Here is a 25,562-nt window from a genome sequence, read left to right as displayed (position 1 = left end):
AGGAGGTTTTATAAAACGTGGGACTGGACTAGTTATACATTTCGTATAACCTAATGTCTAGTCAGTTTTGGCGAATTTTTGCTACCTACCGTTGATTGCCACCCCGCTCGCATGGATTCCGTCTTGAACGCACCGCTGGAACATCTCGTCGCGCTCTCCCGCGCCAAACCTGAGGAGCAGGCCGATGGGCCAGAGCCGCTGGTGCCCGCGGCCGAGGTGCTGGAGCTTCTGCAACAGGAGGTCAATCGGATCCAGCGTTCGATTCGGCTGACCTTGCAGGGGAAACTTCAGGATCTCGTGGGCCGCTCAATGGGCTCCGTCGAGCACAACCGAGCTCTGGCAGCGGCGATCCAGTCGATGCTCGATCAGCACGGGTTTCGCATTCGCTGCCACCAGTGCGGCCACCCAGCGATTCTCCGTCTCAGCCCCCGCAAAGGGATCCCAACGGGCGCCTTCGTTTTCGACCACACCATCGACGGCCGCCGCACTTTCCATGGCGGATCTGCCACTGTGCCCCCCATCCACTTGCTCGCCAAGCCCGAGCGAAAAAGCAGATCCCAACGGTAGCTCCCTCGCTGTGGCGGACTGCGGAAGTTGAGGCGTCGATCATGACGACGATGCCTGCGGCTGAATCGCGGTCACTACCGGATCTGAGAATGCGAGGCAACCGCTGCGACAGGGATCGATCAGGTGCCTATAATGACGGGTATGCTCGATCACTCACGTTCTACCGTTCTTCCGACGCAGCCTCGGAACCAGGCCGGCTGCCGGTTTGTCATTAAAACTGCAAGCCGGTGGGTGGCAGCCTGCCTGCTGCTGTGGGGCGTTCCAGGGGGCGAGCCAGCAGTTTCCTTGATGGCTCAATCGCCGGACGAGGCCGAGACACTCACCGAAGGCTTTCTCGTTGAGATCCCTAGCCCATTGACGGGGCGGGACACGGAGCGGATTAGCGCACAGCTAGCACGACTGTCTCAGGCGGCTCGCAACTCTCCTAGCTCACCCGACGCCAGCCGTAGCCAGCGGGTCAGTGTAGTGCTTCACTTCGCTCACCCGGACCGGGATCGCCGGGCTGAGGACATTCGCGGGGGCGATCGATCGGGCGAGCCGGTCTCGCGAGAGAGCAGTACACCGCTCGAAGATTCGCTCAAGCTCGCCCGCGCGATTTCCGGATCGAATCTCAAACACATTCGGCCGATCGCGTGGGTGGAGACTCCGGTGCGCGGCAGCGAAGTGTTGCTGGTTTTGGCGTGCGAGTCCATTCTGGTGTCGCCCGATGGATCGATTGGCAATGCGACCTACGGCGAGGTTGCTGGTGACGAAACGACCGCCTTGATTTTCCAGTCGATTGCCAAGCGGCGAGGCTTGCTACCACCCGAGATTGTCGCTGGGTTAGTCAATCCCGATGAGGCGGTCGCCCGCGTCCGGTTGTCCGACGGCGCCCCCGAGCTCGTCCTCGGCGAGCAGCTCGAGAAGTATCGCAGCGAGGGTACAATTGTCGAGGAAGAGATCCTCTCACCGGCGGGTGAGCCATTGGTGCTCAGCGCCGATCAGTTGCGGGAGTTTCGAGCGGCGGCGGCTATCGTGGATTCCTCTGGCGAAGTCGCCGATCGCTTGGGGTTGGCCAAGCTGCGGAACACCTCGAGCGACACCGTCGAGGATGCCGACGGGGCGTTGCTGCGAGTCACAGGCACGATCCGGGGCGATCGCGTCCATCGCTGGCTATCGAATCTCGCTGCGACGACGGAGTCGGGAGGCACGAACACGTGGCTGGTCGAGATCGATTCCCCAGGTGGCGACTTGGCGAGCAGCATCTCCTTGGCGGCGACGCTCGCCGACCCAAGTGCATCGATACGCAACGTCGCCGGCTACGTTTCCCGGGAAGCCCGGGGCGACGCCGCGTTGATCGCGTTGGCGTGTCGACCGTTGGCTATGCACCCCGACGCGAAGCTCGGCGGCAGCGGAGCGGATGCCATGACGCCCGAGGAGGTAGCCGATCAACGCGAGCTGATTCAATTTTTAGCGGACCGAACGGGGCGCAGCGAAGTGCTGATCCGCGGTCTACTCGATCCCACGCTCACCGTGTACCGCTATGTGAACCGCCGGACGGGACGGATCCGGTACGCCGTGCCGAGCGAGCTGGCTGCTGAGACCGAGGACGCCCAGGCCGGAGGTCGGTCCGACTGGAATCGCGAGCAACTCATCGAACTGGACGAGGGGCTATCGGCACAGCAGGCGATTGAATTGGGATTGGTCGATGAGACGACGGATTCGCTCAAGGCCGTTGCGGCCTCGGTGGGACTGGCGACTGTCCCCGCCCAGCTCGCAGACCGGGGGCTGGTGCGGTGGGTCGAGCGGATCGGGCGGCACGATGGGCTGGCGTTCGGGCTGCTCCTGTTTGGGTTCATGATGTTGTCGACGGAAGCGAGTGCCCCCGGTCTCGGGATCCCTGGTTTCCTGGCCGCGCTATGCTTCGCATTCTTTTTCTGGACCAAGTTTCTTGCCGGGACGGCTGAGTGGGCGGAACTGCTAGCGTTCGGCTTGGGGCTGACGTTTTTAGCGATCGAGATTTTCGTGGTCCCGGGGGTGGGGATCTTCGGTTTCGGTGGGCTCGCGTTGACGGTATTGGGTGTGGTGTTGATGAGCCAAACCTTTGTTATCCCCCAGAACAGTTATCAGGCCAACCAATTGGCACACGGGGTCTGGCTGGCGATGGGAGCCATGGGGGGACTGGTGATTGGATTTTTGGCCGTGCGCGCCTTCTTGCCGCAGGCTGCTGCCGCGACGGGGCTGGCCATGGACGCGCCTGCGGCGGACCTCGATCGGCTCGAGCGAGTCGCTGACTTCGATCATTTGGCAGGGCAAACAGGGGTCGCCGCGACGCGGTTGCGGCCCTCGGGCAAGGCAAAATTTGGCGAGCAAACTGTGGGCGTTATCAGCGACGGCGCGGCAATCGATCCCGGGCAAAGCATCCGGGTGATCCAGGTCCACGGCAATCGCATTGTCGTTGAAGCGGTGGACGAATAATGCCCGCGTATTATGCAGTGGGGCTACTGATCGCCTTTTATGCCCTTGCGATCGCGGAGATTTTGATCCCCAGCGGCGGGATGCTGGGGTTGACCGCAGCGGTTGTGGGCGTCACCTCGATCATCATCGGTTATACCTACAGCGCCTCCCTGGCTCTGACGCTCACTCTCGTCTATCTGATCACGACACCGATTCTGATCGCTTTGCTGATCCGGCTATGGCCGAGCACCAAGATCGGTCGGCGGATGCTCAACCGCGATACGCTCGAAGCCGACTCGGCGCTCCCTGAGCCTGCAACGAACGATGGCACGCCGCTGAGTGAATTCGTCGGGCATGTTGGCACGGCCATGTCGAACCTCTATCCCAGCGGCGAGATTAAAATGGCCGGCCACCGAACCGATGCGATCAGCACGGGACTGCCGATCGATGCAGGAACGCTGGTCAGCGTCGTGCGCGTCTACTCAGGAAAACTGCAGGTTCGCATCGCCACCGAAGAAGAGATCCAACAATGGCGAGCGGAGAACGCTGGGTTGCCTTCGGAGCCTGAGCGACCGCTATCGCCGCCGGTCGGAGATCCCATGTCAATCGAAGTCCAAGACTCTCCCGTGTTGTCGCCGCTGGACGATGTCGATTTTGACTCGCTCGAGATCGACGCTGGGTCGCGTGAGGACCCCAGCTGAGCAACGTACCAAAATGCTCCCTACATAGATCGTGCACCCGGCTTTGTCGCCACACCCAGGTAGTGGTGGCGGAGGATATTGCGTTTGCCACAACTCTCACGAATCAAGAAGTGGATTCGGTGCGTACGACCGAAACACAAGTGAATCAGAGCACCCGAGGCCCGCCGCTGGAAGCAAAGCTCAAGTGGAAAGGCAGATCAATCGGGCTTCCTGAACGGAAGTCAAATCGTCATTGGTTATCCGCATCGTTTTCTGTATCAAAGTGAAGATGGTCATCCGAAAACTCGTGAACCGCCCCGGTGTCGCGGGCAGTCAGACGACCGTCAAGACTGCAGTATCGGACGAAGTCTAGACGAGATAGATCGGCAAGAAGGCTGTCGATCACACCACCATTCGGCACGGTCCCACGAATTGAGACAAAAACAACCTTCAGCTGTTCAGTTTCGAATCTGATGTCGCGGTAATCTGCATTTTCTTCGAGCAACGTAGCCAATTCGCGTCGAGCGGTTCGGTCATTTTTGTACTTGTTGATGAAATGCTGGACATCGGGACTGAAGGTCGCGGGCGTAAACATGATCGCCGTGCAGGTCATCGCGAAAATCGAGAACATTACGACCCCGGTTCGTGTCGGAGTTTGGATGCAAAGGTAACGATATCCGATCACGGCTATGGCGAGCGTCATGAACGCGAACGTGATCCCAACCGATGGCCCGAGCAGATAGTGACCACGGAGAAGCAACACGCAAGTGATGGCGACGGAGCTAATCCACCAACCGAGTTTCGCATTGCGTTTGCGGTCAGTCATTTCAGTCGGGCAACGAATTGCGATCTATCCACATGTCAGGCGTGAAAAAACAACTGGATCGGTTCGGCTGATCGCCTGAGTTACGTAAGTTTCGTGATGCAAAGCAGAGGAGTAGGCAGGCGTAAAAGACTGTGCATGAACTTGTCCTGTTTGGGGAAACGGCTGGATTCACCGAGGACTCGCGTTGCGCAATGATCTGGAGAGAAACGGCGCCGCGTCCTTCGGGGCAGCTATTGGTTCCGGATTCTGGTCGTCTTCGTGCTCGTGCTCAGCATCGCGGTGCTCGTGCTCGCAATCGACATTCACAGCATACGCACCTGGTGATTCCGAAACGCTGCGAAGCTTGATTGCTATCTTAGTCAACATCGAGACGATCCGCTTGCATTTCGATCTCAATCTATTGTGCCATCAGGAACTATTGTGGGTTTCGCTGCGGTAAGCCAAGTGTGCGGGATTTTCAAGGCATGTCGGTGGAGTCCGTTTCATTCCTTCGAAACGGCGAAGACATCAGTGGTGGATTCAATCGAGAGACGACAAACGTCGAGTCGATCGTGGTCGAGAATTGGATCGAACATCAGTGCCCATTTCCGAATCGAGCATGAGCACTGTTTTACTGAGCACCAGCACGATTGTAGTTCTTCGATACCAGAACGGTGCGGTTTAGCCAGCACGGGCGAACGACGTTGTCATGGCCTATTTTCAGGCTCATCCGACGGAAGCGAGCGCCCGAGGTTTTCAAGGCATGGCTCCCGTATCCAAGGATTTATTTGTGGGATGTGATAGTGGATGTTCGACTGGAGCTGCCGGGAGAAACGGAGCCGAGCTCTGCAGAGGTGCGGGCTTGGCAAGGGATATCTCGGTCGCCAGCGTTTCCCTGCAAAAGCGGTACGCCAATGGTGTTGTCGGTCCCTGGCGAGCGTTTGTTCGTCAGGGACGCATTTTTGAACGATCATTGGATACGAGAGCCATGCCTCAAAAAAACTTCCGCGGTGCTCTGCGCACGCGTCCGTCGGATGAACCTATTTTCAATCCACCCGTGCTTCGGTGCACTTATTGGCTCATCGCCACGTTCATGTCCGCGTCATCATCGTGAATACGTGAGCGAGCATTGCGGCGACGACGCCAAAGGCAGCAGTGTATTTGCCGAATTCGTGGAACGGCAACAACCGCTTGTGGTTGCCCCAGAACCATTGGAAATGGATGAATAGCCCTACGCACGTGATGACTAGGCCAAATGTGATAGCATGAATGCCAGTAATGTCCAACCAAAGGCCGCGTCCCAGAGATGGGAAGCCCCTCATTGTCATGTTCAGCGTTGTTGCTCGCTGGGTTAGGCAGCATGACAGTCCGTACAATGTGACGACCGACGCAAGAATGCCCCCAACGGACCACATCTGGATAGGACCGCCGGTCGGAGGATCGGTCATCCAATCAGCAATGTCGAGCAGAGTTTCGTTGTGTCGCATTCGAAAGCGTCCTTTGAATACAGATGAAGCGTTGTATTTATCGGCACGATTCGAACGCAGATGAGGCGCGAATACCAGTTGGGTAGCGTGGGGCATCACGGGGCCAGGAATTTTGACTAAGCAGCACACGATGAATAAGTGTCGGTTTTAGTAGTGGACGAGGCGACGAGTCCTGCGGCTTTGGACTCGTCGCCTCGTCCACTACGACAGAAATTGATCGTGCGTTGCTAACCACTTCAAAAAAGCGTGCAAGCTCGGCTCCGGTGCAGGCCATTGTTGTCAGCAGGTGAGTCGCTAGCAGGTGCAGCCCAGTGGCTGAGGGAACGAAGTTGGTCATGCCGTATTACCAGATCGAACGTTGGTATCAGTCGCTGCGAGCCAGTAGTGAGCGGAAACCAACGTATGACACGACAAAGATCGCCGGGTAGCGATGGCTCGGCCAGCGTTGCTTGCGGCGGACTATTGGCCGCCCATCTGAGCCAAGCCCCAAAAAGTTTGATCGAGAAGCGATTGCCGTCAAATGCAACCCTGCGAGGTATCCCGGCCAGGGTGAACGAACCGATACCATAAAACGCTATATGGGCGATGACTCCAATATTTAGTTCGCTGCCAATGCAAGTCAGCAGTAGTTCGGTGGCCGCGAAGATAAGAATGATCCGTGCTGCCCGAAGTGCTAAGATGCGTCGACCGTTACGGTGAGCGAAGAGTAAAGTTTCTGTCATGGTTCGTCAGTCGGATAACGGGGTAATTATCGCCGATTGGACCTTCAGTTCCCTCGGTGTCGCGAGAAGTGTTATCGCCGGTTCGAGAGAGTCTTATCACGGGTTAGCGTCGCTTGAGTATGAGAGGGCTGGATTCGGGGGTCAAGCAAAATGCAGTGAGTGTTTGGAGACGAAAGCACTGACCTGGCCAGCGGACAATTGGAGCTTGCTTCCGCTTCTCCCGGCGCTTTGATGCAACCACAGTTAATTGTGAGTGACCAAACGCTTCGGACGCCACGGCGACCCTTGGAAATCCCGCACACTTGGCTCACCGCAGCGAAACCCACAATGATTTCTGATGGACCCTTTCCGCTGCGCTATCGATCCGGTTCAGTTCACCGGACCGACCATCGGCCAGAGGGTGGCTCCGATCAGGGTCACCAAGAATCCAGCGAAGCCCATCACCGTCAACGTGGCTGAAAAGCTCCGAAGGGTTTCCTTGGGCGTCATGCCGCTGAGTCGGCCGATCACCCAGAACCCGGAATCGTTCATCCAGGGTAGCGGTTTAGAGCCGCAGCCGATCGCGAGGAACAGATAGACCGGATGGAAGGGCAGCGCCATTGCTGTGGCCATGGGGCCGACAATTGCGACCGAGGTAATCATGGCGACGGTAGCCGATCCCTGCACGAACCGAATCAGGACGGTGACGAAGAAGGCCACGCATAGGACCATCACCCCCGACCCATGGGCCGGCATGGCATCGACGAGCACCTCGGCAATGCCTGTTTCCCGGATCACTGCGCCCAGGGCGCCGCCGGCCGCAGTGATCAGGATGATCGAGCCCGCTTCGGAGAGGGCAGCTTGAACGTGTTTGGCGAGCGGCACATTGTCGCGCCGTGGAGACGACGCGAGGAGCAGCAGGGCTGCGGCCGCCGAGAGCGTCAACGCTATATTTTTGTCCGAGGCGAACTCGATGGCAGTCTCGACCCACGGAGCCACCTGCGTCGACGTCTCCTCCGAAGTCCCGCCACCGAGGGCCTGCCAATTCGCGCCGCTGGCCAGGAGCACGAGCGGGAGTACGACAGGCAGCAGTGAGAACCAGAGCGACGGTAGCGGCTGCGAAGATTCTGTGTCTGTTGGTGAATTCGATTCAGAATCGGTTGAAAACGCTTCCTGTTCGAGGGTCGGCTCGACGCTCCAGCGGCGATTGATCATCACGGCATACGCGTAGCCGACGAGTGCGCAGATGGCGCCCACAAGAAGCCCCGCTTTCAAAGCGATGCCGAGATCTAGATTCAACTCACTCGCCACGAGCAAGGGTCCCGGCGTCGGCGGGACCAAGGAATGAGCCATGGTGGCGCCGACGACAATGGACATCACATAGAGCAGATAGTTCTTACCCGTCCGGCGATAGAGAGCCTTGGCCAGCGGGATGAGTAAATAGAAAACCGTATCAAAGAACACGGGGATCGCCAGCACGAATCCGCTGATGACAAATCCGATTGACGTTCGTGAGTCACCCATCAGAGAACAGGCGGTGTCGATGATGCGTTGAGCGCCACCGCTGCGTAGTAAGCAGTGGCCAATGATCGCGGCCATGGCAATCAGGATTCCAATCTTCCGGCATGTGTCGCCGAAACCTGCCGCGACACGTTCCCCCACGCTGCGTTGCGATCGTTCGGAGATTGTTGCCCAGTCGCGACTCGAAACCAATCGATCAGCGGGTTTCAGTGTGGCTGTGCTCGTGATTGAGACCTGATCCATTGCAGCGGCGTGAAACGAGCCGTCCGCCGTGTGGCTGATGCTGAGCGTCCCGATGGGGCCCAGGGAGGAGCCTTGTGCATCGCGCTCATCTGCTGGGGAGCGAATGATCTGGTAAACTCCGTCGAAAAGTTGGTGCCTATCGACTGCTGCAGGCGTCATCGCATCTGCTGACAGATCCTCCGCATTGACCACCACGCTGGATTGCCGCATCTCGTGGCGAACGAGCGTGGTTGGTGAGGTCAGCAGCGCGATTGTCAGGGCGGCTGCGATTAGCGATAAAAACGCGTGCCAACGAAAGACCACGATTCCCGCTAAAACGACGACCATGCCAATAAAGAGGATCAGGAGCGGGGGCATTCGATCAGTTGCGCATGTATGTTTTAAGAAATCGAACGGGGGCACTCCCCGAATCAAACACGTATTGAGTTGAAATCCATCCATGTCGACTTCCCCGCCGCCGCCACGCGACCCCACGACTCTTCGCAGCCATCGTTGGTTTGGTCCCGACGACCTGCGATCGTTCGGGCACCGATCACGGCTCAAGGGGATGGGGCTTGCCGATGACGACTATCGGGGCAAGCCCGTTATCGGGATTCTCAACACGTGGAGTGATCTTAACACATGCCACTCTCACCTGCGGGAACGGGCGGAAGAAATCAAACGAGGCGTTTGGCAGGCCGGTGGGTTTCCCGTCGAAGTCCCGATGATGTCGCTCGGTGAGATGTTGATGAAGCCATCGACGATGCTTTACCGCAACCTGCTCGCCATGGAGACCGAAGAGGTTCTGCGCTGTCATCCTATCGACGCGGCAATCTTGATGGGTGGATGCGACAAGACGACTCCGGCGCTATTGATGGGTGCCATCAGTGCCGACTTGCCGACAATGTTTTTCCCGGCCGGGCCGATGCTCAACGCTCGCTGGAAAAAGGAGACCCTCGGCAGTGGCAGCGACGCCTGGAAGTACTGGGCCGAACGGCGGGCAGGCAACCTCTGCGACCAATCCTGGTGTCAAATCGAAGATTCCATTGCGAGGTCTCCTGGTCACTGCATGACGATGGGCACCGCGTCAACGATGACGGCTGTGGCCGAGTCGCTCGGCATGTCACTGCCGGGGGCGTCCTCCGTTCCGGCGGTACTCTCGGAGCACTCTCGGCTGGCAACCCGATACGGCCGACGCATTGTTGAGATGGGATGGGAAGACCTGAAGCCTTCGCGCATCCTCACCGCAGCTTCGTTTGACAACGCGGTTATCACGGATTTGGCGATCGGTGGTTCCACCAATGCGATCATTCATATCATTGCGATGGCCCGGCGGGCGGGGGTTCCGCTCACGCTCGATCGCTTCGATGAGCTTTCCCGTCTGACGCCTGTGGTTGCGAACGTGCGTCCATCGGGAGCGAAGTTCTTGATGGAAGATTTTTACAACGCGGGTGGTTTGACCGCATTGATGAAGCAGATTGAGAGTTTGCTCGACACAAATTGCCTGACGGTTAGCGGGGCAACCTTGGGCGAAAATATTGCTGAGGCGGAAGTCTACGACGACGATGTCATTCGCTCACTCGATAATCCTGTGTATCGCGAGGGCGGCACCTTTGTTCTGCGAGGAAATTTGGCGCCACACGGCTGCGTCGTCAAACCGTCCGCCGCCGATCCACGGCTATTCGATCACACCGGATCGGCGGTCGTATTCGAGAACTACGCCGACATGAAGGCGCGGCTCAACGACGAGGGCCTCGGGATCACCGCCGATTCGGTGATCGTCCTGCGGAGCGCCGGCCCACTCGGAGCTCCCGGATTTCCTGAGTGGGGAATGCTGCCGATTCCGGACCGATTGCTCAAGGCTGGGGTGCGAGATCTCGTCCGCATCTCTGATTCCCGGATGAGCGGTACGAGCTACGGCATGTGCATCCTCCACGTCTCGCCCGAATCGCACCTCGGTGGCCCCTTGGCGCTGGTGCAGACGGGTGACTCGATTCAGCTCAACGTCCACGAGCGGCGTCTCGATCTCCTCGTCGATGACGAGGAACTTGCTCGCCGCCGTGCAGCATGGACGCCACCCCAGGTTTACTACGAGCGTGGCTATGGGCAGCTGTTCTGTAAGCATGTGACACAAGCCCACGACGGCTGTGACTTCGATTTTCTTCAACATGGTCAACCCACACCTGAACCGGATATTTTCTAACATGAACATTCAACCGATTACTCACGATCTCTTGGCACGTTCGGTCATCGCCGTGCCTCCGTTGGCACGCACCGGCGACCTCGCGATCGACCACGCTGAGAACCGGCGGATGGTCGAGTATCTCGAACAGGGTGGTGTCACGACGCTGCTCTACGGTGGCAATGCAGTGCTCTATCACATCGCACTGAGCGAGTACGCCGAGATGCTCGAGATGCTCGCGGAGATCTCCAGCGAAGCTACCACGGTGATCCCCTCGGTCGGCCCTGCCTACGGGACGATGATGGATCAAGCGGCGATCCTCCGCGAATTCGACTACCCAACAGTCATGGTGCTGCCGCAAGAGGCGATTGCGACGTCGAGCGGGATTACGACAGGGACGCGAAAGTTTGCCGAGGCATTCGGCAAGCCGATCGTGCTGTACATCAAGCACGACCGGTACATGGAACCCGAGCAGGTCCGCGAACTGGTCGATGACGGGCTGGTCTCGGCGATCAAGTACGCGGTCGTCCGTGACGACCCGGCCGATGACAACTACCTGCGTGAGATCATCGATGCGGTGGGGCCGGACCGGATCGTCAGCGGCATCGGTGAGCAGCCGGCGATCATTCACATGCGAGATTTCGGCTTGGCAGGGTTCACGTCGGGGTGTATCTGCATCGCTCCTGCCCTGAGCATGCAGATGCTCGCGGCGATCGCCGCGCAGCGATACGAGGAGGCGGAGGCCATCCGGGAGAAATTCTGCGGATTGGAAGACTTGCGAAACGACATCAACCCGATCCGAGTGCTGCACGACGCGGTCCAGATCGCGGGCATTTCACGGACGGGCCCGATCATGCCTCTGCTTACTTCGATCAGCCCATCGGAATGGAAACTCGTCGAAAATGCCGTCGCCGAGCTGTTAGGTGCTGCCGGATTATCGTGACTTCGTTTCACCCCCTAGAAAAGATTGTTTTTCAAAGTGATACTGGGGACGTTGACTCCCCATCACCCACTTGAACGCCTGCTAAATGACTGATTCGAATAATCACTCGCGACCGGCAAAACTCGCGCTCGCCGACGGTACTGTCTACCTGGGTCGATCGCTCGGTGCGAGCGGCGAGGTCACGGGGGAAGTTGTCTTCAATACCTCGATGACCGGTTATCAGGAAATTCTGACCGACCCCAGCTATTGCGGCCAGATCGTCACGATGACCTACCCGGAAATCGGCAATTACGGGGTCAATTCGATCGATGTCGAGAGGCACGGGACCGCGTTGGCCGGCTTTGTGATCCGCAACGAGAGCCGGATCCCGAGCAATTACCGCTCCGAGGCATCCTTGAGCGATTACCTTCGCGAGCACAATGTGTTGGGGTTGGCGGGGATCGATACTCGCTCGCTAGTGCGTCGAATTCGCAGCGTCGGTGCGATGCAGGGCGTGATCTCGACGGAAGACCTCGACGATGACTCGCTCGTGGCCAAGGCAAAGGCGGCCCCGAGCTTGGTTGGTCGCGACCTCGTTCAAAAGGTGATGCCGAACCAGCAGGAAAAGTGGACCACCGAACTCGATGAATGGTCCGCGACCGAGTGTGCTCGGGGTGCCAAAATCGTATCCAACGCCGACGGGATCGAGGATTCCGATCGGCCGCACGTGGTCTGCATGGATTTCGGCATGAAGTGGAACATCCCCCGGCACCTTCGCTCGCGAGGTAACCGCGTCACCATCGTGCCGGGCAACACGTCCGCAGAAGAAATCTTAAACCTTCAGCCCGATGGGGTGTTTCTGTCCAATGGCCCCGGTGACCCCGAACCGCTGGCCTACGCTCACCAAACGATTGGCGAGTTGATTGGGAAGGTTCCTGTGTTTGGCATTTGCCTAGGCCATCAACTGATCGCTTTGGCATGCGGGGCGAAGACGTTCAAGTTGAAGTTCGGCCACCGCGGCGCCAACCAACCGGTGTTGAATCTGGCGACTGAGAAGGTCGAGATCACGACCCAGAACCACGGCTTTGCTGTCGACGACCAAGATCTACCGGATTGCCTTGAGGTCACCCACCGGCACCTCAACGACAATACGATCGCAGGTATTCGCCATCGCACCGCCGACGTTTTCGCAGTTCAATACCATCCCGAAGCAGCAGCGGGACCGCACGACAGCCACTATCTGTTCGAGCAGTTCCAGCGCCAGCTTACTGCTGGGGCGAGTGCCTAGGCACCTCGCGATTTGGAATAGATCGCTTTCGCAATCGCCACGGTTTTGCTGTGGCAACCGGGCGAACGCCCCGAGCCGATTTTCGGCTTCCCGCTCGGGCGGATGATCGAATTTCCACCCCGAGTGACGCTGTCCCACCCAGGGGCGGCGGCTCCGCATCCAACCGCGCGGTTGGATCGACAGATCGCCTCCGGTGATTGGCCTCGCCCGTAGGCTACGCCTTTGCCGAGGGGCGTGCCAGAGTCTTTCGCTCGCTTCATCTCCCCGCTTCCTCGCACCCCTTTTGCCCCCACTCCTATGCCAGCACCAAAAACCGCGATCAGCCCCACCCGCGAGGTCGATTATCCCGAATGGTACCAGCAGGTGATTAAGGCCGCTGACCTGGCCGAGAACTCATCGGTGCGTGGATGCATGGTGATCAAGCCATGGGGCTATCAGTTGTGGGAGAACATTCAACGCGCCCTGGACGACATGTTCAAAGCCACCGGGCACCAAAACGCGTATTTTCCCCTGTTCATCCCGATGAGCTACCTGGAAAAGGAAGCCGAGCATGTCGAGGGCTTCGCCAAAGAGTGCGCGGTCGTGACGCATCACCGGCTCGAGCCCAACCCGGACGGTGGCCTGCGTCCGGCGGGGAAGCTGGAAGAGCCTCTGATTGTGCGCCCGACTAGCGAAACGATTATTGGCGCGACTTACGCTAAGTGGGTGCAGAGTTACCGCGACCTGCCGATCCTGATCAACCAGTGGGCCAACGTGGTGCGTTGGGAGATGCGGACCCGGATGTTCCTGCGGACTGCAGAGTTTTTGTGGCAGGAAGGGCATACGGTCCATGCGACGGCAGCCGAAGCGATTGCAGAAACGGAAAAGATGGTCGATGTCTATCGCGATTTCGCCCAGGACTGGATGGCGATGCCGGTCATCGTTGGTAGCAAGACTGCCAAGGAACGCTTTCCCGGTGCAGTCGATACGCTTTCTATCGAAGCGATGATGCAGGACCGCAAGGCTCTCCAAGCCGGGACGAGCCACTTCCTGGGGCAAAACTTTGCGAAGGCGCAAGACATCAAGTTCCAGAGCGAGAAGGGCGGCGTGGAGCACGCATGGACCACTTCCTGGGGCGTCAGCACCCGGTTAGTCGGGGCTCTGATCATGACCCACAGCGACGACGATGGCTTGGTGCTGCCGCCGCGTTTGGCACCCACCCATGTTGTGATCCAACCTATCTATAAAGGGGACTCGCGTGCTGAGGTGATGGCCGAAGCTCAGTCGCTGCGGGACGAGATCGCTGCGCAAAGCTACGCGGGAGCTCCGGTTCGGGTCACGATCGACGACCGGGATATCCGGGGCGGTGAAAAGAAGTGGTACCACGTCAAACGCGGCGTGCCGATTCGGTTGGAGATCGGCCCCAAGGACATCGCTGCGGGGACCGTGTTTTGTGGGATTCGGAACCAGCCCAAGAGCTTTGGAATATCGCGCAGCGAGCTGGTTTCGACCATTGGCACGAAGCTCGAGACGCTGCAGAGCGAGCTCTTCGCCGCCGCCCTGCACCTGCGAGAATCCAACACGGTCACGATCACCAACGAAGCGGATTTCCGTGACTTCTTCAGCACGCAGAATGAAGACAAAATTCACGGCGGGTTCGCTCATGCGTACTTTGCCGACGAAGATGCGTTGGAGCCGCTGTTGAAGGAGCTCAAGGTGACTATCCGGTGTGTTCCGCGAGGAGACAACACGACGCCCGGCACCTGTTTTTTGACGGGACGCCCTGCGGAGAAGAAGGCTGTCTTTGCCAAGGCGTACTAGCGAGCAGGCGTCTTGGCGGGCCGATTTGATCGATTCTGGCGTCACAATTGTGAGCCGAGTGTCGTAACGGTTTGTCGATTTAGCGGTCCAGCCGGGTTTGTCGTGGGTACATCCAGCGTGTTGGATTTTAAAGGCATCGCGGTGGCGTCCGAAATGAGCAATGCCGTCGCAGAATAAACGCAGGCGGCGGACGCGTCGGCCGCCTGCCGAAGACATCTTTCGTTGGCAACGAACAATTCGACAGCCAGCTTGTGCGTCTCGGCTCACTCGATCGTTGGCCCGCGTGCTCGGGCAGGTTTTTTGCGGCTTTTTCAATTTCGCCTCAAGTTTCCATGCCGATTGCTATTGACGCGTTTTCGAGCCAGCCCCAAACTATTGACTTGCTTGTAACGAAGCGGTCAACCGGCGTGACAGGGAGATGACCCGCCCCGGTTGAGACACGACGCTACAGGGACGTACCGAATTCGAAATTTGCCTCGGCTTTTCGTTTGGGTCACGCGGCACAGGAGGCTTGCTTCGGCATACTTGTCCTGGCTGTTATTGATCCCGCGAGCCGGTCACCTAGGACGGGTGATGATACGATTACATTCGTGATCGATCGGGTCGACCGATTCACTCAAACCGCAATTGTGTCGGTAACAAACAAAGCAGCTCTCGGCCAAGACGAGATCTGCAAATGTTTGGTGACGACGTTACTAGCAGGAGCGCTGGCTTGACATTCCAGACGGACTTCGACGTAAAAGAGCGAGTGCGCAGCGCGTCGGACATCGTGGATGTCATCGGCCGGGATCTCGAGTTGCGCCCCCAGGGTCGGAACTTTGTCACCCGTTGTCCGTTCCACAACGACACCAAACCGTCGATGACGGTGAATCCCGAACGGCAGTCGTGGAAATGCTGGGTTTGTGACATTGGCGGGGATGTCTTCAGTTTTGTGATGCAGCGGGAAGGGCTCGATTTCCCCGCGGCCCTACGGATGCTAGCCGAACGGGCTGGGATTGAATTGCCCGAGTTTCGTCGCGGCCCCAAAACACAGCCAGGCAGCCCGGACGACAAAGCGACGTTAGCAGCAGCCATTGAGGAAGTAGCACAGGCCTACTACGAACAGCTCGAAGCTCACAAGAGCGATGACGCAAAAGCCGCTTGGGACTATCTCGCCTCACGTGGCATCGACGATCAAACACGTCGCCGCTTCCGGATCGGCTTCGCACCCGACTCGTGGGATTTTGCCGTCAACCTGTTGAAACGCAAAAACTACTCTGAAGCCGTTGCGGTCGCCTGCGGTGTCGCCAAGTCACGGGCGTCAACAAATGCGCGGGCCTCGGCAAACGGTAGCACTCCGGCTACCACGGGTTGCTACGATTTCTTCCGCGGTCGGATGATGTTTCCGATCAACAACGCACACGGCAAAGTGATCTCGTTAGGCGGGCGGATTATCCCCGCGATTGCCGAACGAATTGCCTCGGCTTCGGGCGGCAGCGTGACTGCAGGGGCGAAATACTTCAATGGTCCCGAAACGCTTCTATACCGCAAGTCGTCGGAGCTATACGGATTGGATTTGGCCCGCGATGCGATCCGCAGTGCGGGTGAAGTGCTGGTGATGGAAGGGTACACCGACGTCATCGCCGCCCGGATGGCTGGCGTGGACAACGCCGTCGCTGTGCTGGGTACCGCATTAACGCAGCAGCACGTCCGGATGCTCAAGCGATTTGCGTCGCGGGTGGTGCTCGTCCTCGATGGCGATGATGCGGGCCGACGGCGCGCCGAGGAAGTACTCGACCTGTTCGTAACAGCGGAGGCGGACCTGCGTATTCTCACCCTGCCTGACAATGCCGACCCTGCCGATTTTCTCGCGGCGCAATCCAAGGATGCTCTCCTGGAACTAGCGAGATCAGCACCCGACGCGGTCGACCATAAAATCGCGCGTTTGACCGATGGCGTCGATGTGACTCGCGACACGCACCGCGTGACCGCAGCGATCGAGTCCCTACTCTCATTATTGGTTAAGGTTCCACAGAATGATGATCGCACTTCGCTGCGAGTCGATCAGCTGTTGATGCGAATCAGCCGCACGTTTGAGTTACCGGTGGAACGATTGTCGCGGAGGCTCGAAGCCCTGCGGGCTGCACGGAAAGAGAGCGAAGCCAAGAAGGCTCGTTATCAGCAGCAGCAAAAAACGTCTCCCGCAACCACGGGCTCGCCCCGGGCCAACGATGATTCCACCTCGGCCGTGGTGATCGACGATCCCTTTGCGTCGGCAGCAATGGAAGACGCTGCGATGTTTGGGATCGATGATTCAGTGGTCCCGATGGCATCGCCGAGACGCTCACCCAGCCCTTCTCGAGATGCGGATTCGTCGCAGTCAGCAGCCCTGTCGGGGATGGACCGTGAGCTGTTCGAGACGCTGTTGGAAAGCCCCGAAGTGGCGGCTATGGCGATCGAGGCAATTGATGCCGACTGGTTGCAATCCGTCACTGCCAAAATGCTGCTGTCCGCCTATCAGCAACTCGACTTTGACGGGCGGGATCTCGATGCCGAGGCGCTTTTGACGCTGATCGAGAACGAATTTCTCAAAGGCCAAATCGTCACTTTGCAGCAACGCATTGATCTCCGTGGCGAACGCATGACCGAGAGTCCTCACGAGCGATACGCCTCGATCTTGACGCGGTTTCATGAGCGCGAGTTTGAAGCTGAGAAGTCACGTCAGATCGTCAAGCTCGAATCGGCAACGCTTGCGGAAGACGAAGAGATGGCCGTGTTGCAAGCGATCATCGATGCCGAACGCATTCGACACAGTCCCCGTTAATCCCTCACTTCCTTCACCAATGTCCCAGGTTTTTACTGTTCTTTTTTTCTCCCTTTCCCTTTCGATCTCCCGCTTTTGAGTAGGGGCTGGATGGTGCCGGCGAGCGTTCCCGCTCTCGTCGGCTAAGCGATCCATACCCAGCTCGGCGTCCCATGATGGGGCGTGACCCTTTTAACACGAAGTTAGAATTATGCAATTGATGGACCAAGACCTCACGCAACTCATCGCCCGTGGTACCAAGGATGGTTACCTGACCTTCGATGAGGTCAACGCATACCTGCCCGATGAGGATGTGAATCCTGAAAAACTCAACACGCTTCTTCTGGCTCTGGAGCGGCGTGGCATTTCTCTGATCGAAGCGACTGAAAAGAAAGCACGGATGGCAGCGGCCACGCAGACGCTTCGAGCCGCCGCCGCGACGCTGCCCGAGGCGATCGATGGTGACGTCGCTGCGAGCGAAGTTCAAATCGCTGACGTGGAGTTCGAACCATCGGCCGTCGACGCAGCAGACCTCGAGGCGGAAGTGGAAGCGGAGGACGTCAGTGGAGCGGCTGCGCTGGCATTGGTAAACGCCGAGGATTCCAACACCGCGACGCTCGGCACGTCCGCTGACCTGCCGAAGGCCAGCGACGATCCCATCCGCATGTACTTGAGCCAGATGGCGGAGATTCCCCTGCTCACCCGTGAGCAAGAGATCTCGCTGGCCAAGAAGATTGAAATCACGCGTAAGCAGTATCGCCGTGCCTTGCTCGAAAGTGACTACGCATTGCGTGCGACCGTTGAGGTGCTTCAGAAAGTCCACAGCGGTGAGTTGCCGTTTGACCGCACCATCAAGGTTTCCTTGACCGAGCGGTTGACCAAGGAACAAATTTCACAGCGGATGCCCCATAACCTGCGGACACTCGAGCCGATGATCGCGCAGAACCAAGCGGACTTTGAACTGCTCGTCCGCCGCAGTGTTTCGCCCCGGCTCAAGGCGGAAGTCCGCAAGCGATTCCTGCGCCGCCGCCGCAAATGCCTCGAGATGGTCGAGGAGCTGAGCCTGCGAAGCCGCCGTGTCACGCCACTGCTGCATCAATTGGAAAAGATCTCAGGACGGATGAATTTCATCCGCGAGCGTCTTGATTCACTCGGTACCGACGCTTTGAGCCGGGATGAAGCGGCGGATCTCCGCCAGGAACTGCGGGAGCTGATGCTCGTGACTCAAGAGAGTCCTCGTAGCCTGCACAACCGCATGGTTCGCACGCGGAAGTTCTTTGACCAGTACGAAGCGACAAAGCGTGAGCTCAGTGCAGGCAACCTTCGTTTGGTTGTTTCCATCGCTAAGAAGTATCGCAATCGCGGGCTGTCGTTCCTCGATCTGATTCAGGAAGGCAACACGGGCCTGATGCGAGCAGTGGATAAATACGAATATCGCCGAGGATTCAAATTCAGCACCTACGCAACCTGGTGGATTCGCCAAGCGATCACGCGAGCGATCGCTGATCAGGCCCGCACGATTCGGATTCCCGTGCACATGATCGATGTGCTCAGCAAACTCCGTCAGGCTCAAAAGCGGCTCACGCAAACGCTGCGTCGCGAGCCGACCTATGAGGAGATTGCAGAGGCGACGGATGTCGCGATTGAAGAAGTGCGCCGGGTGATGGATATCGGTCGCCACCCTGTCAGCTTGGATCGCCCCGTTGGCGAAGGCGAAGACAGCAGCTTCGGTGAGTTCGTGCAAGACAACGAGAATGACAACCCTGTCCGGATGGCCGCCAGCGGCATGCTGCGGAACAAGATCGACGAGTTGCTCAAGACGCTGACGTTCCGCGAACGAGAGATCATTCGGCTGCGGTACGGTCTCGTCGATGGGTACAGTTACACGCTCGAAGAGTGCGGTCGCATTTTCAAGGTGACCCGTGAACGCGTCCGCCAGATCGAAGCCAAAGCGGTGGCGAAACTGCAGAGTCCATCGCGGGCCGAGCGGCTGTCGTCCTACCTCAACCCAGCGGCCTAGCGGACTGTCGATTTGATCGGTGCTGGCGCCGCAATGTTGAGCCGAGGCCCGTAAGGCCCTGGGTATCGCCGCCCACCCGGTCGCTTGCGCGTTTCGGCTCAATAACTCGCCGGCTGCTAAGAGACGGGCTGCGAAGAGACAGCCTGCTAAGAGATGGGCTGCATCGGATCGTTCGGTGGCGATCGCAGCAGTGCCGAGCGGCCTCACCGAGCCGAGCGGTTGGAGAGAGATTAAAAAGAGGCGGGAGCGACGTGCCCAAACGCCGCCCCGCCGTCTCTTAATCAACATCGAGAGTTTTCGAACCCACGAAATCTGCCGCAATCCCACACCACGACAGCTCGTCGGTCCGACCACTTCGGACTGGCGTCGGGTCCTCCACTTGGTTGACCGCGCCGGCTATTTGTCATAGTTCGGCAGCCGAGGCCCCTCCAGGGGACCCCAAATCTCGGAGAAAGCCCGTTTCGTGCCCGCCCGGTGGTAATCCGTGCCGATTAAGCAATCTGATGTTTGGGGATTGCGATTTTTCATCTTGCCGCCCCGGGATCAGGTTTGCGAGACTCAACGCAGTCTTACGTCGAAACGGGGGCAGGGCATGGGCCGGTTCGGTCCGGTGTCAGACTGTTCCCCCGCCCACTGCCTCGAAAGCCTATCCGAAAAGGGGTCTGACCCTCTCCGGCGAGGCTGTTAAAAACCATCTCAAATGACTCGTCTCCAGAGGGTCAGACCCCTTTCGGGACAGGCTTCAAGCAAGGACGCTGCCGTGGCTATTGACTCGTTGTTGGACGTTTCCGGCTTCTCGACCGACGAGATGTACGACCTCTACTACGCGATTGCTGAGAAAGATCATGCCTTTCGTCTGCAGTCGCTCTATGGCGATGTGCCGCCACCGGCTGGGCATTGTGAGTTCCGTCCGCTCTGCCGTGAAGGCTTTACGGAGCGGGTCGCCCATTATGATTCGCTTGACGAAGGGCGTATTGGCCGCTCGCTACGCGAACGCTTGGCTCGTCAGGCGTCCGCCTATGGCGTTGCGTCGTCCGTGTCGCAAGGCAGAGTCCGCGGCCCCGGCAGAGTCCGTCGGGCCGCCTGACGATCAGCCGATACAGAAAGTGAGAGAAGGATGCGTGGACTTCAAACGCCGCTGCTTTCGATCCTGCGGGCGATGCATTGCCGCAGCACGCACCACCGGTTCGCGCTCGATGCCTTGCCCCTGATTCGCTCCGCTGCCGGCGTGCGGCTGGGCAGGCATCTGCTGAGCAATCACTCGCGGTACCTGGCGGGCGCCAAAGATCCCGATCTCCGATTTCGTGATTTTCACAATCATGTCATCCATGTCGATGACGGCTATTGGGGAGGCGCCCCACGGGTGGCCCATCAATGGTACGAACGACTGCAGCGATACCTGCGGACGAATCGTTGGGGCGATGCCGCCCATGCCGCCGGCGTGCTCAGCCATTATTTTACTGACCCGATCCAGCCGCTGCATACCTCGCAATCCAAGGTCGATCGCATTCTGCACCGACCGCTGGAATGGAGCGTGACGAAGTCCTACGCTTCGCTGCGAAAGCAGTGGCAAGCCGACACCAGCCGCACGGTCTTCCAGCTCTCCGACGGGCCCGGATGGCTGGGGGAAGCCATCTTAACTGCTTCCGGGGTGGCCCACGAATACCGCGACACACTGCTAGCGCACTACGATTTGAAGGCTGCTCGCAAAAACCCGGCTGCGGCGTGGGATGACGTTTCACGCGATCGCGTGTCGCAATTGATCGGTCTCTGCATCACCGGATGGGCCCGGGTGCTCGAACGAACGGCCGAAGATGCCGAACGGGCTCGTGACCGACCACTGCCGCGTCGCGGAGCCGTGCTGCCGTTGCTCTCGGCGGGGGTGTCGACGCCCCGGCACCTTCTCCTGCGCAGCCTCGAGCACCGCCTCGAGCGGAAGAAAGTCAATGCGATGATTGATGAGTTCGCAGCGACAGGCGAAGTCGTCAGGCACATGTCGAGCGAACAGCGCGTGATGGAGAAGGTGTGCCGCGTGTATGTGCGTGAGCGCGAGTACCAGCGCCAGCGAGCTAGCGAGCAGTCGAACTCAGACATCCGAATTCTGCCCTTCTCACCCGCAAGCGAAGACGGCGACATCCGTGCCAAGAAAGCTGCATAGTGGTGTCCGAGCAGCTATCTCAACCTAGTTCGCTGGGAGGGAATACCAACAACCGAGGACGACTTGCTACAATGCGAGCCCCGTCGTTTTCGGACGGGTACCCCCTCTCCCTTCCCACCACGTGAACACTCTATGTCCACATCACCGAATGATTCGGCTGACTCATCGACATCTCACCCGAATGCTGATGCTACCGACGATGCTCCCCTGACGCACCTGTCGGCGTCGACGATCGTGCTTTTACTTTCGGCGATGATGTTTTTGCAGTTTTTTGCGTGGGGGTCGTGGTTTGCGACGCTCAGCGCCGCGATGGATGCGCACCTGCTCGGGGCGTTCATTGGCGGTGCCTACGAGGCGGCGCCGATTGCCGCCATCTTCGCCCCTCTTTTTCTCGGTTTGGTGGCAGACCGCTTCTTCGCCTCTGAAAAGGTGATGGGCGCGTTGATGTTGTTGGGCGGGGTCATCATGCTATTCATTCCGGGGATTGCCGAGGCGGCGTCGACCTTCGCTGCCGATTCGGCGGCCGAAATGCGAGCCAGTGGCAGCTACAGCGCCGAGGCCTACCTGGAGCTGCAGTCGACCGAGAATGCAGCTGGAAAGCTACTCGTGTGGATGATTCTGGCGCATTTGCTCTGTTACATGCCGACGCTCGGGCTGGGCAATACGATTGCTTTCACCCATTTGCCGAGCCAGGATCAATTTCCCAAGATTCGTGTGTGGGGAACGATCGGTTGGATTGTCGCCGGATTGACCCTGGGCGTGCTTGGTTGGTCGGCTTCGTACAATATTTTCTGGCTCGGTGCAGCCAGTTCGTTAGCTTTGGGCGTGTTGTGTTTTTTCCTGCCGAATACACCGCCGCCGCTGCGAGGTCAAGCAATGGATTTGCGGAGCCTGTTCATGGTCGATGCATTCAAATTGCTCGCCAATTGGAATTTCTTTGTCTTTGCTCTCTGCTCGACCCTGATCTGCGTTCCGCTGGCGTATTACTACGGGATGACAGCGACCTATCTTAACCAGACAGGCTTCGTCGAGCCGGGAGCCACGATGACGCTCGGGCAGATGTCGGAAATTTTCTTCATGCTGCTGATTCCGTTTTTCTTTCGGCGTCTCGGCGTCAAGATCATGATCTTGATTGGCATGGCCTGTTGGGTGGTGCGGTATCTGTTGTTCGCCTGGGGAGCTGCTGAGCAGACTACCTGGATGTTGCTGGCCGCTGTGGCGATCCACGGTGTCTGTTACGACTTTTTCTTTGTCACCGGATTCATGTACACCGATGCCAAGGCTTCGAAAGCGATTCGTGGGCAGGCCCAAGGGTTGCTCGTGTTCCTGACTCAGGGCGTGGGCATGTTTTTTGGGTATCGCATCATGGCGGGTGGTGACCTCTTCGGACGCATCCCCTTGAACTTGACCTTCGGTGACTACGGCAAGCAGGTCACTGCGGCACCTCAGTATGTCGAGGCGCTCACTGAGGCGCGAGGGGAACCCGAGCCGGTCTCGTTCTTAGAGAGCTTTACCCAGATGTTTTCGCGGCACCTCCCCGAATCGCTTGATCCAGGGATTTTAGCCGAGACGATGGCCCAGTGGCGCGATTTTTGGTTGTCACCGGCGATCATGGCGGCGGCTATTTTTGTGCTCTTCGCAGTCGCCTTTTGGGATCGAACCCGGACTGGTTCGAGCACGAATTCCGACGTCTAGGCGATACGGGGCCGATCGGCGTGTCGGAGAGAGCGAGTTCGGTTGTGGACTCATCCGCTCCTGTCGAGGCCCCGCCAGTCGCTTTGGAAATGCCCGCCGAGTATTACCTCGGCGTGATGGGTGTTCCGTTTTGGGATCGCCGTCGGCCCCCGGGGGGTTGCATTTTGAAACTCGCCTGATATTCTGCACAAACGTTTGTGCATTGCTTTCGCCGAGTTTTTCATGACCCTGACGTCCCACCAGCCAGTGACCTTGCATCAAGTCGCCGAAGCGGCAGGGGTCAGTGTGTCGACAGCGTCGCGGGCGCTCAACGGACGGGCCAAGACGTATCGTATTAGCGAGCGAGCCGTTGAGAATGTGCAGAGAGAGGCCCAGCGATTAGGGTTCCGCCCCAGCCTATTGGCTCGCTCGTTGCAATCGCAGCGCAGCGGATTGATGGGTGTGGTGGTGCCGGACGTGTCCAACCCGTTCTTTGCCGCGATCGCTCGCGAGGTCACGCTGCAAGCGGAGACGCAGGGGATGTCCGTTCTCTTGGCGGACAGCCGCGAAACGACTTCGGTCGAAACGAAACTGGTCGATGAGCTGCGGGCGCGGCGGGTCGAGGCCCTGGTGGTCTGCCCGGTCGGGACCGAATCGCAACATCTGATGGATGCCGATGACGCGGGAATTCCGCTGGTGGTCATCGATCGGTGTTTTCCGGAAACCTCGATGACCAGTGTCCTGTCGGACAACGTGGGCGGGGCCCGCCGAGGTCTGCAACAGCTCTTGAATCACGGGCACACCGAGATCGGTTGCCTCCAGGGCCTGCCCGGTACGCTGCCCAATCAGCAACGACTCACTACCATTCGTCAGACCATGGAAGAGGCTGGGTTGACCTTTGCCGACTCCCTGCTGGCCGGTGATAACTTCACGGAACAGTCCGGGTATGAGTCCACCCTGCAGCTATTGACGTCCCATCCCGAGATCTCGGCGTTGTTTGCATTCAGCACACCCAACGCCTTCGGAGCACTTCGGGCAGCGGAGGAACTCGGCCGGAGCGTGCCCGACGACCTCTCGGTGGTCACGTTCGATGATTCGCCGTTCGCCGATTTCATGCGAGTTCCCTTGTCGACGGTCTCGCAGGACGTCGAGCGACTGGGACGCACGGCGGCTGAAGTCATCCTGAAGCAACTGCGGACCGGCAAGAAGCCTCGTAAACGCACCCACACCATTCCAGTCAAACTGATTCCACGTCACTCTATCGCGAAGGTTCAATCATGAAGTCAGAACGACTCTTTCTCTCGTTGGCAACCCTGTTTTTCTTAGCGGCTTCGCCGGCAACCGCTGCCGAACCGGAAACGCAAGACCCGGTTGCATTGATCTTCGATACGGACCTCGGCAATGATTGCGACGACGTGTTGGCGATGGGCGTGATCCACTCGCTGCAGTCGCGCGGCGAATGCGATCTGTTGGCCGTTACGATTACGAAGGACAACGAGCTGGCGGCGCCGTTCGCAGATGTGGTGAACACGTTTTACGGTCGCGGCGACATTCCCATCGGCGTTTGCCGCAGTGGGGTGACGAGTCACAAGGGCAAGTTCAACGTGCTCGCAGCGCCGCCGCATGACTATCCACACGACCTGAAATCGGGCAAGGACGCTCCTGATGCTGTTGTTGTGCTGCGTAAAGCACTCGCGTCCCAGAAGGACGGCAGTGTGGTGATCGCTCAGGTCGGTTTCTCGACGAATCTCGCAAATCTGTTGCAATCCAAGCCGGATGACATCAGCCCATTGTCGGGCGCCGAGTTGGTTTCTAAAAAGGTTCGTCTGCTCTCGATCATGGCAGGCGATTTCACGCGAGATCACAAAGAATACAACATCGTGAAGGACATCCCGTCGGCAAAGTTGCTCTGTCAGGACTGGCCGACGCCGATCGTGTGGAGCGGCTATGAAATTGGAACAAGCCTGGCGTACCCGCACGAGAGTATTTTGAACGACTACAACTACGTCGACCATCACCCGCTCGCTGAAGCTTATACGCTCTACAACCCGCCGCCCCACAATCGTCCAACATGGGATTTGACCTCCGTGCTGTATGCGGTTCGTCCTGACCGTGGCTACTTCGATCTCTCGCCGCAAGGCCGCGTTACGATTGCCGACGATGGGCTGACGACGTTTTCGGAAGAGGCTGACGGTCGAGATCGGTATATGATTGTTCGAGAAGAACAGAAAGGCCGCGCGATAGAAGCCCTGGTGCAACTGTCGAGCCAGCCTCCAGTATCGGAGTGAGCAGCGCAGGAGCAGTCGGTGGTGAGATT

17 protein-coding genes are annotated in these 25,562 nt (G+C 58.7%); 14 read left to right on the top strand and 3 right to left on the bottom strand.

Annotated features, from left to right (window positions below; genetic code table 11):
• Positions 1-123 precede the first annotated feature (123 nt).
• The 3 genes from CA85_RS19750 to CA85_RS19740 all read left to right on the top strand — a co-directional run bounded on the left by CA85_RS19750 (position 124) and on the right by CA85_RS19740 (position 3,704).
• Positions 124-567: a hypothetical protein gene (locus CA85_RS19750; protein WP_246112995.1), complete on the top strand. Its 444-nt coding sequence runs from the start codon at positions 124-126 to the stop codon at positions 565-567.
• A gap of 288 nt (positions 568-855) precedes the next feature.
• Positions 856-3,024, top strand: coding sequence for an NfeD family protein (locus CA85_RS19745; RefSeq protein ID WP_246112994.1), 2,169 nt, complete (start codon positions 856-858; stop codon positions 3,022-3,024).
• The gene (locus CA85_RS19740) at positions 3,024-3,704 is read left to right on the top strand and encodes an NfeD family protein (RefSeq protein WP_146393081.1); all 681 of its coding nucleotides are present in this window, start codon (positions 3,024-3,026) and stop codon (positions 3,702-3,704) included. Before CA85_RS19745 ends, CA85_RS19740 begins: the two co-directional genes overlap by 1 nt.
• A 229-nt stretch (positions 3,705-3,933) precedes the next feature.
• Here the strand turns inward: CA85_RS19740 and CA85_RS25100 are convergent, their stop codons facing one another.
• Both CA85_RS25100 and CA85_RS19720 read right to left on the bottom strand, forming a co-directional pair.
• Complete coding sequence (locus CA85_RS25100; RefSeq protein ID WP_186775070.1) at positions 3,934-4,296, bottom strand: hypothetical protein; 363 nt, start codon at positions 4,294-4,296, stop codon at positions 3,934-3,936.
• 2,770 nt (positions 4,297-7,066) lie between these two features.
• Positions 7,067-8,797, bottom strand: a complete 1,731-nt coding sequence (locus CA85_RS19720) for a GntP family permease (protein ID WP_186775069.1) — start codon at positions 8,795-8,797, stop codon at positions 7,067-7,069.
• Between the two features lie 82 nt (positions 8,798-8,879).
• Here CA85_RS19720 and araD point away from each other — a divergent pair, with 82 nt between their 5' ends.
• From araD to carA, 3 genes are all read left to right on the top strand, one after another.
• A complete protein-coding gene (gene araD / locus CA85_RS19715) occupies positions 8,880-10,622 on the top strand; it encodes an L-arabinonate dehydratase (protein ID WP_146393076.1) in 1,743 nt (580 codons plus the stop codon).
• A 1-nt stretch (position 10,623) separates the two neighbouring features.
• Entirely contained in the window at positions 10,624-11,544 is a 921-nt protein-coding gene (locus tag CA85_RS19710) for a dihydrodipicolinate synthase family protein (protein WP_146393075.1), read from the top strand.
• Between the two features lie 85 nt (positions 11,545-11,629).
• The gene (gene carA / locus CA85_RS19705) at positions 11,630-12,811 is read left to right on the top strand and encodes a glutamine-hydrolyzing carbamoyl-phosphate synthase small subunit (RefSeq protein ID WP_146393074.1); all 1,182 of its coding nucleotides are present in this window, start codon (positions 11,630-11,632) and stop codon (positions 12,809-12,811) included.
• On the opposite strand, the gene CA85_RS19700 is transcribed toward carA, so the two are convergent.
• Entirely contained in the window at positions 12,808-13,071 is a 264-nt protein-coding gene (locus CA85_RS19700; protein WP_146393073.1) for a hypothetical protein, read from the bottom strand. The genes carA and CA85_RS19700 overlap by 4 nt on opposite strands.
• 37 nt (positions 13,072-13,108) lie before the next feature.
• On the opposite strand from CA85_RS19700, the gene proS reads away from it, so the two are divergent.
• The 8 genes from proS (at position 13,109) to CA85_RS19660 (ending at position 25,533) form a co-directional block, all read left to right on the top strand.
• Positions 13,109-14,611, top strand: a complete 1,503-nt coding sequence (gene proS / locus CA85_RS19695; RefSeq protein WP_146393072.1) for a proline--tRNA ligase — start codon at positions 13,109-13,111, stop codon at positions 14,609-14,611.
• 676 nt (positions 14,612-15,287) lie between these two features.
• Positions 15,288-17,414 (top strand): DNA primase, encoded by a 2,127-nt coding sequence (gene dnaG, locus CA85_RS19690; RefSeq protein WP_146393071.1) that lies wholly within the window; start codon positions 15,288-15,290, stop codon positions 17,412-17,414.
• 190 nt (positions 17,415-17,604) lie between these two features.
• Positions 17,605-19,413 carry a sigma-70 family RNA polymerase sigma factor gene (locus CA85_RS19685; protein WP_146393070.1) on the top strand — a complete coding sequence of 603 codons (1,809 nt, stop codon included), beginning with the start codon at positions 17,605-17,607 and terminating at the stop codon, positions 19,411-19,413.
• A gap of 760 nt (positions 19,414-20,173) precedes the next feature.
• Positions 20,174-20,500, top strand: coding sequence for a hypothetical protein (locus tag CA85_RS19680; protein ID WP_146393069.1), 327 nt, complete (start codon positions 20,174-20,176; stop codon positions 20,498-20,500).
• Between the two features lie 30 nt (positions 20,501-20,530).
• Complete coding sequence (locus CA85_RS19675; protein ID WP_146393068.1) at positions 20,531-21,571, top strand: zinc dependent phospholipase C family protein; 1,041 nt, start codon at positions 20,531-20,533, stop codon at positions 21,569-21,571.
• Positions 21,572-21,703: 132 nt separating this feature from the next.
• Positions 21,704-23,266 carry an MFS transporter gene (locus CA85_RS19670; RefSeq protein ID WP_146393067.1) on the top strand — a complete coding sequence of 521 codons (1,563 nt, stop codon included), beginning with the start codon at positions 21,704-21,706 and terminating at the stop codon, positions 23,264-23,266.
• A gap of 222 nt (positions 23,267-23,488) precedes the next feature.
• Positions 23,489-24,526: a LacI family DNA-binding transcriptional regulator gene (locus CA85_RS19665; protein ID WP_146393066.1), complete on the top strand. Its 1,038-nt coding sequence runs from the start codon at positions 23,489-23,491 to the stop codon at positions 24,524-24,526.
• Positions 24,523-25,533: a nucleoside hydrolase gene (locus CA85_RS19660; RefSeq protein WP_146393065.1), complete on the top strand. Its 1,011-nt coding sequence runs from the start codon at positions 24,523-24,525 to the stop codon at positions 25,531-25,533. Before CA85_RS19665 ends, CA85_RS19660 begins: the two co-directional genes overlap by 4 nt.
• Positions 25,534-25,562 lie beyond the last annotated feature (29 nt).

The sequence above is a fragment of the Allorhodopirellula solitaria genome (genome assembly GCF_007859855.1).
Taxonomy (GTDB): domain Bacteria; phylum Planctomycetota; class Planctomycetia; order Pirellulales; family Pirellulaceae; genus Rhodopirellula; species Rhodopirellula solitaria.
Note: the sequence above shows the minus strand (reverse complement) of the source record. Positions and strands in the feature narration are given on the sequence as shown.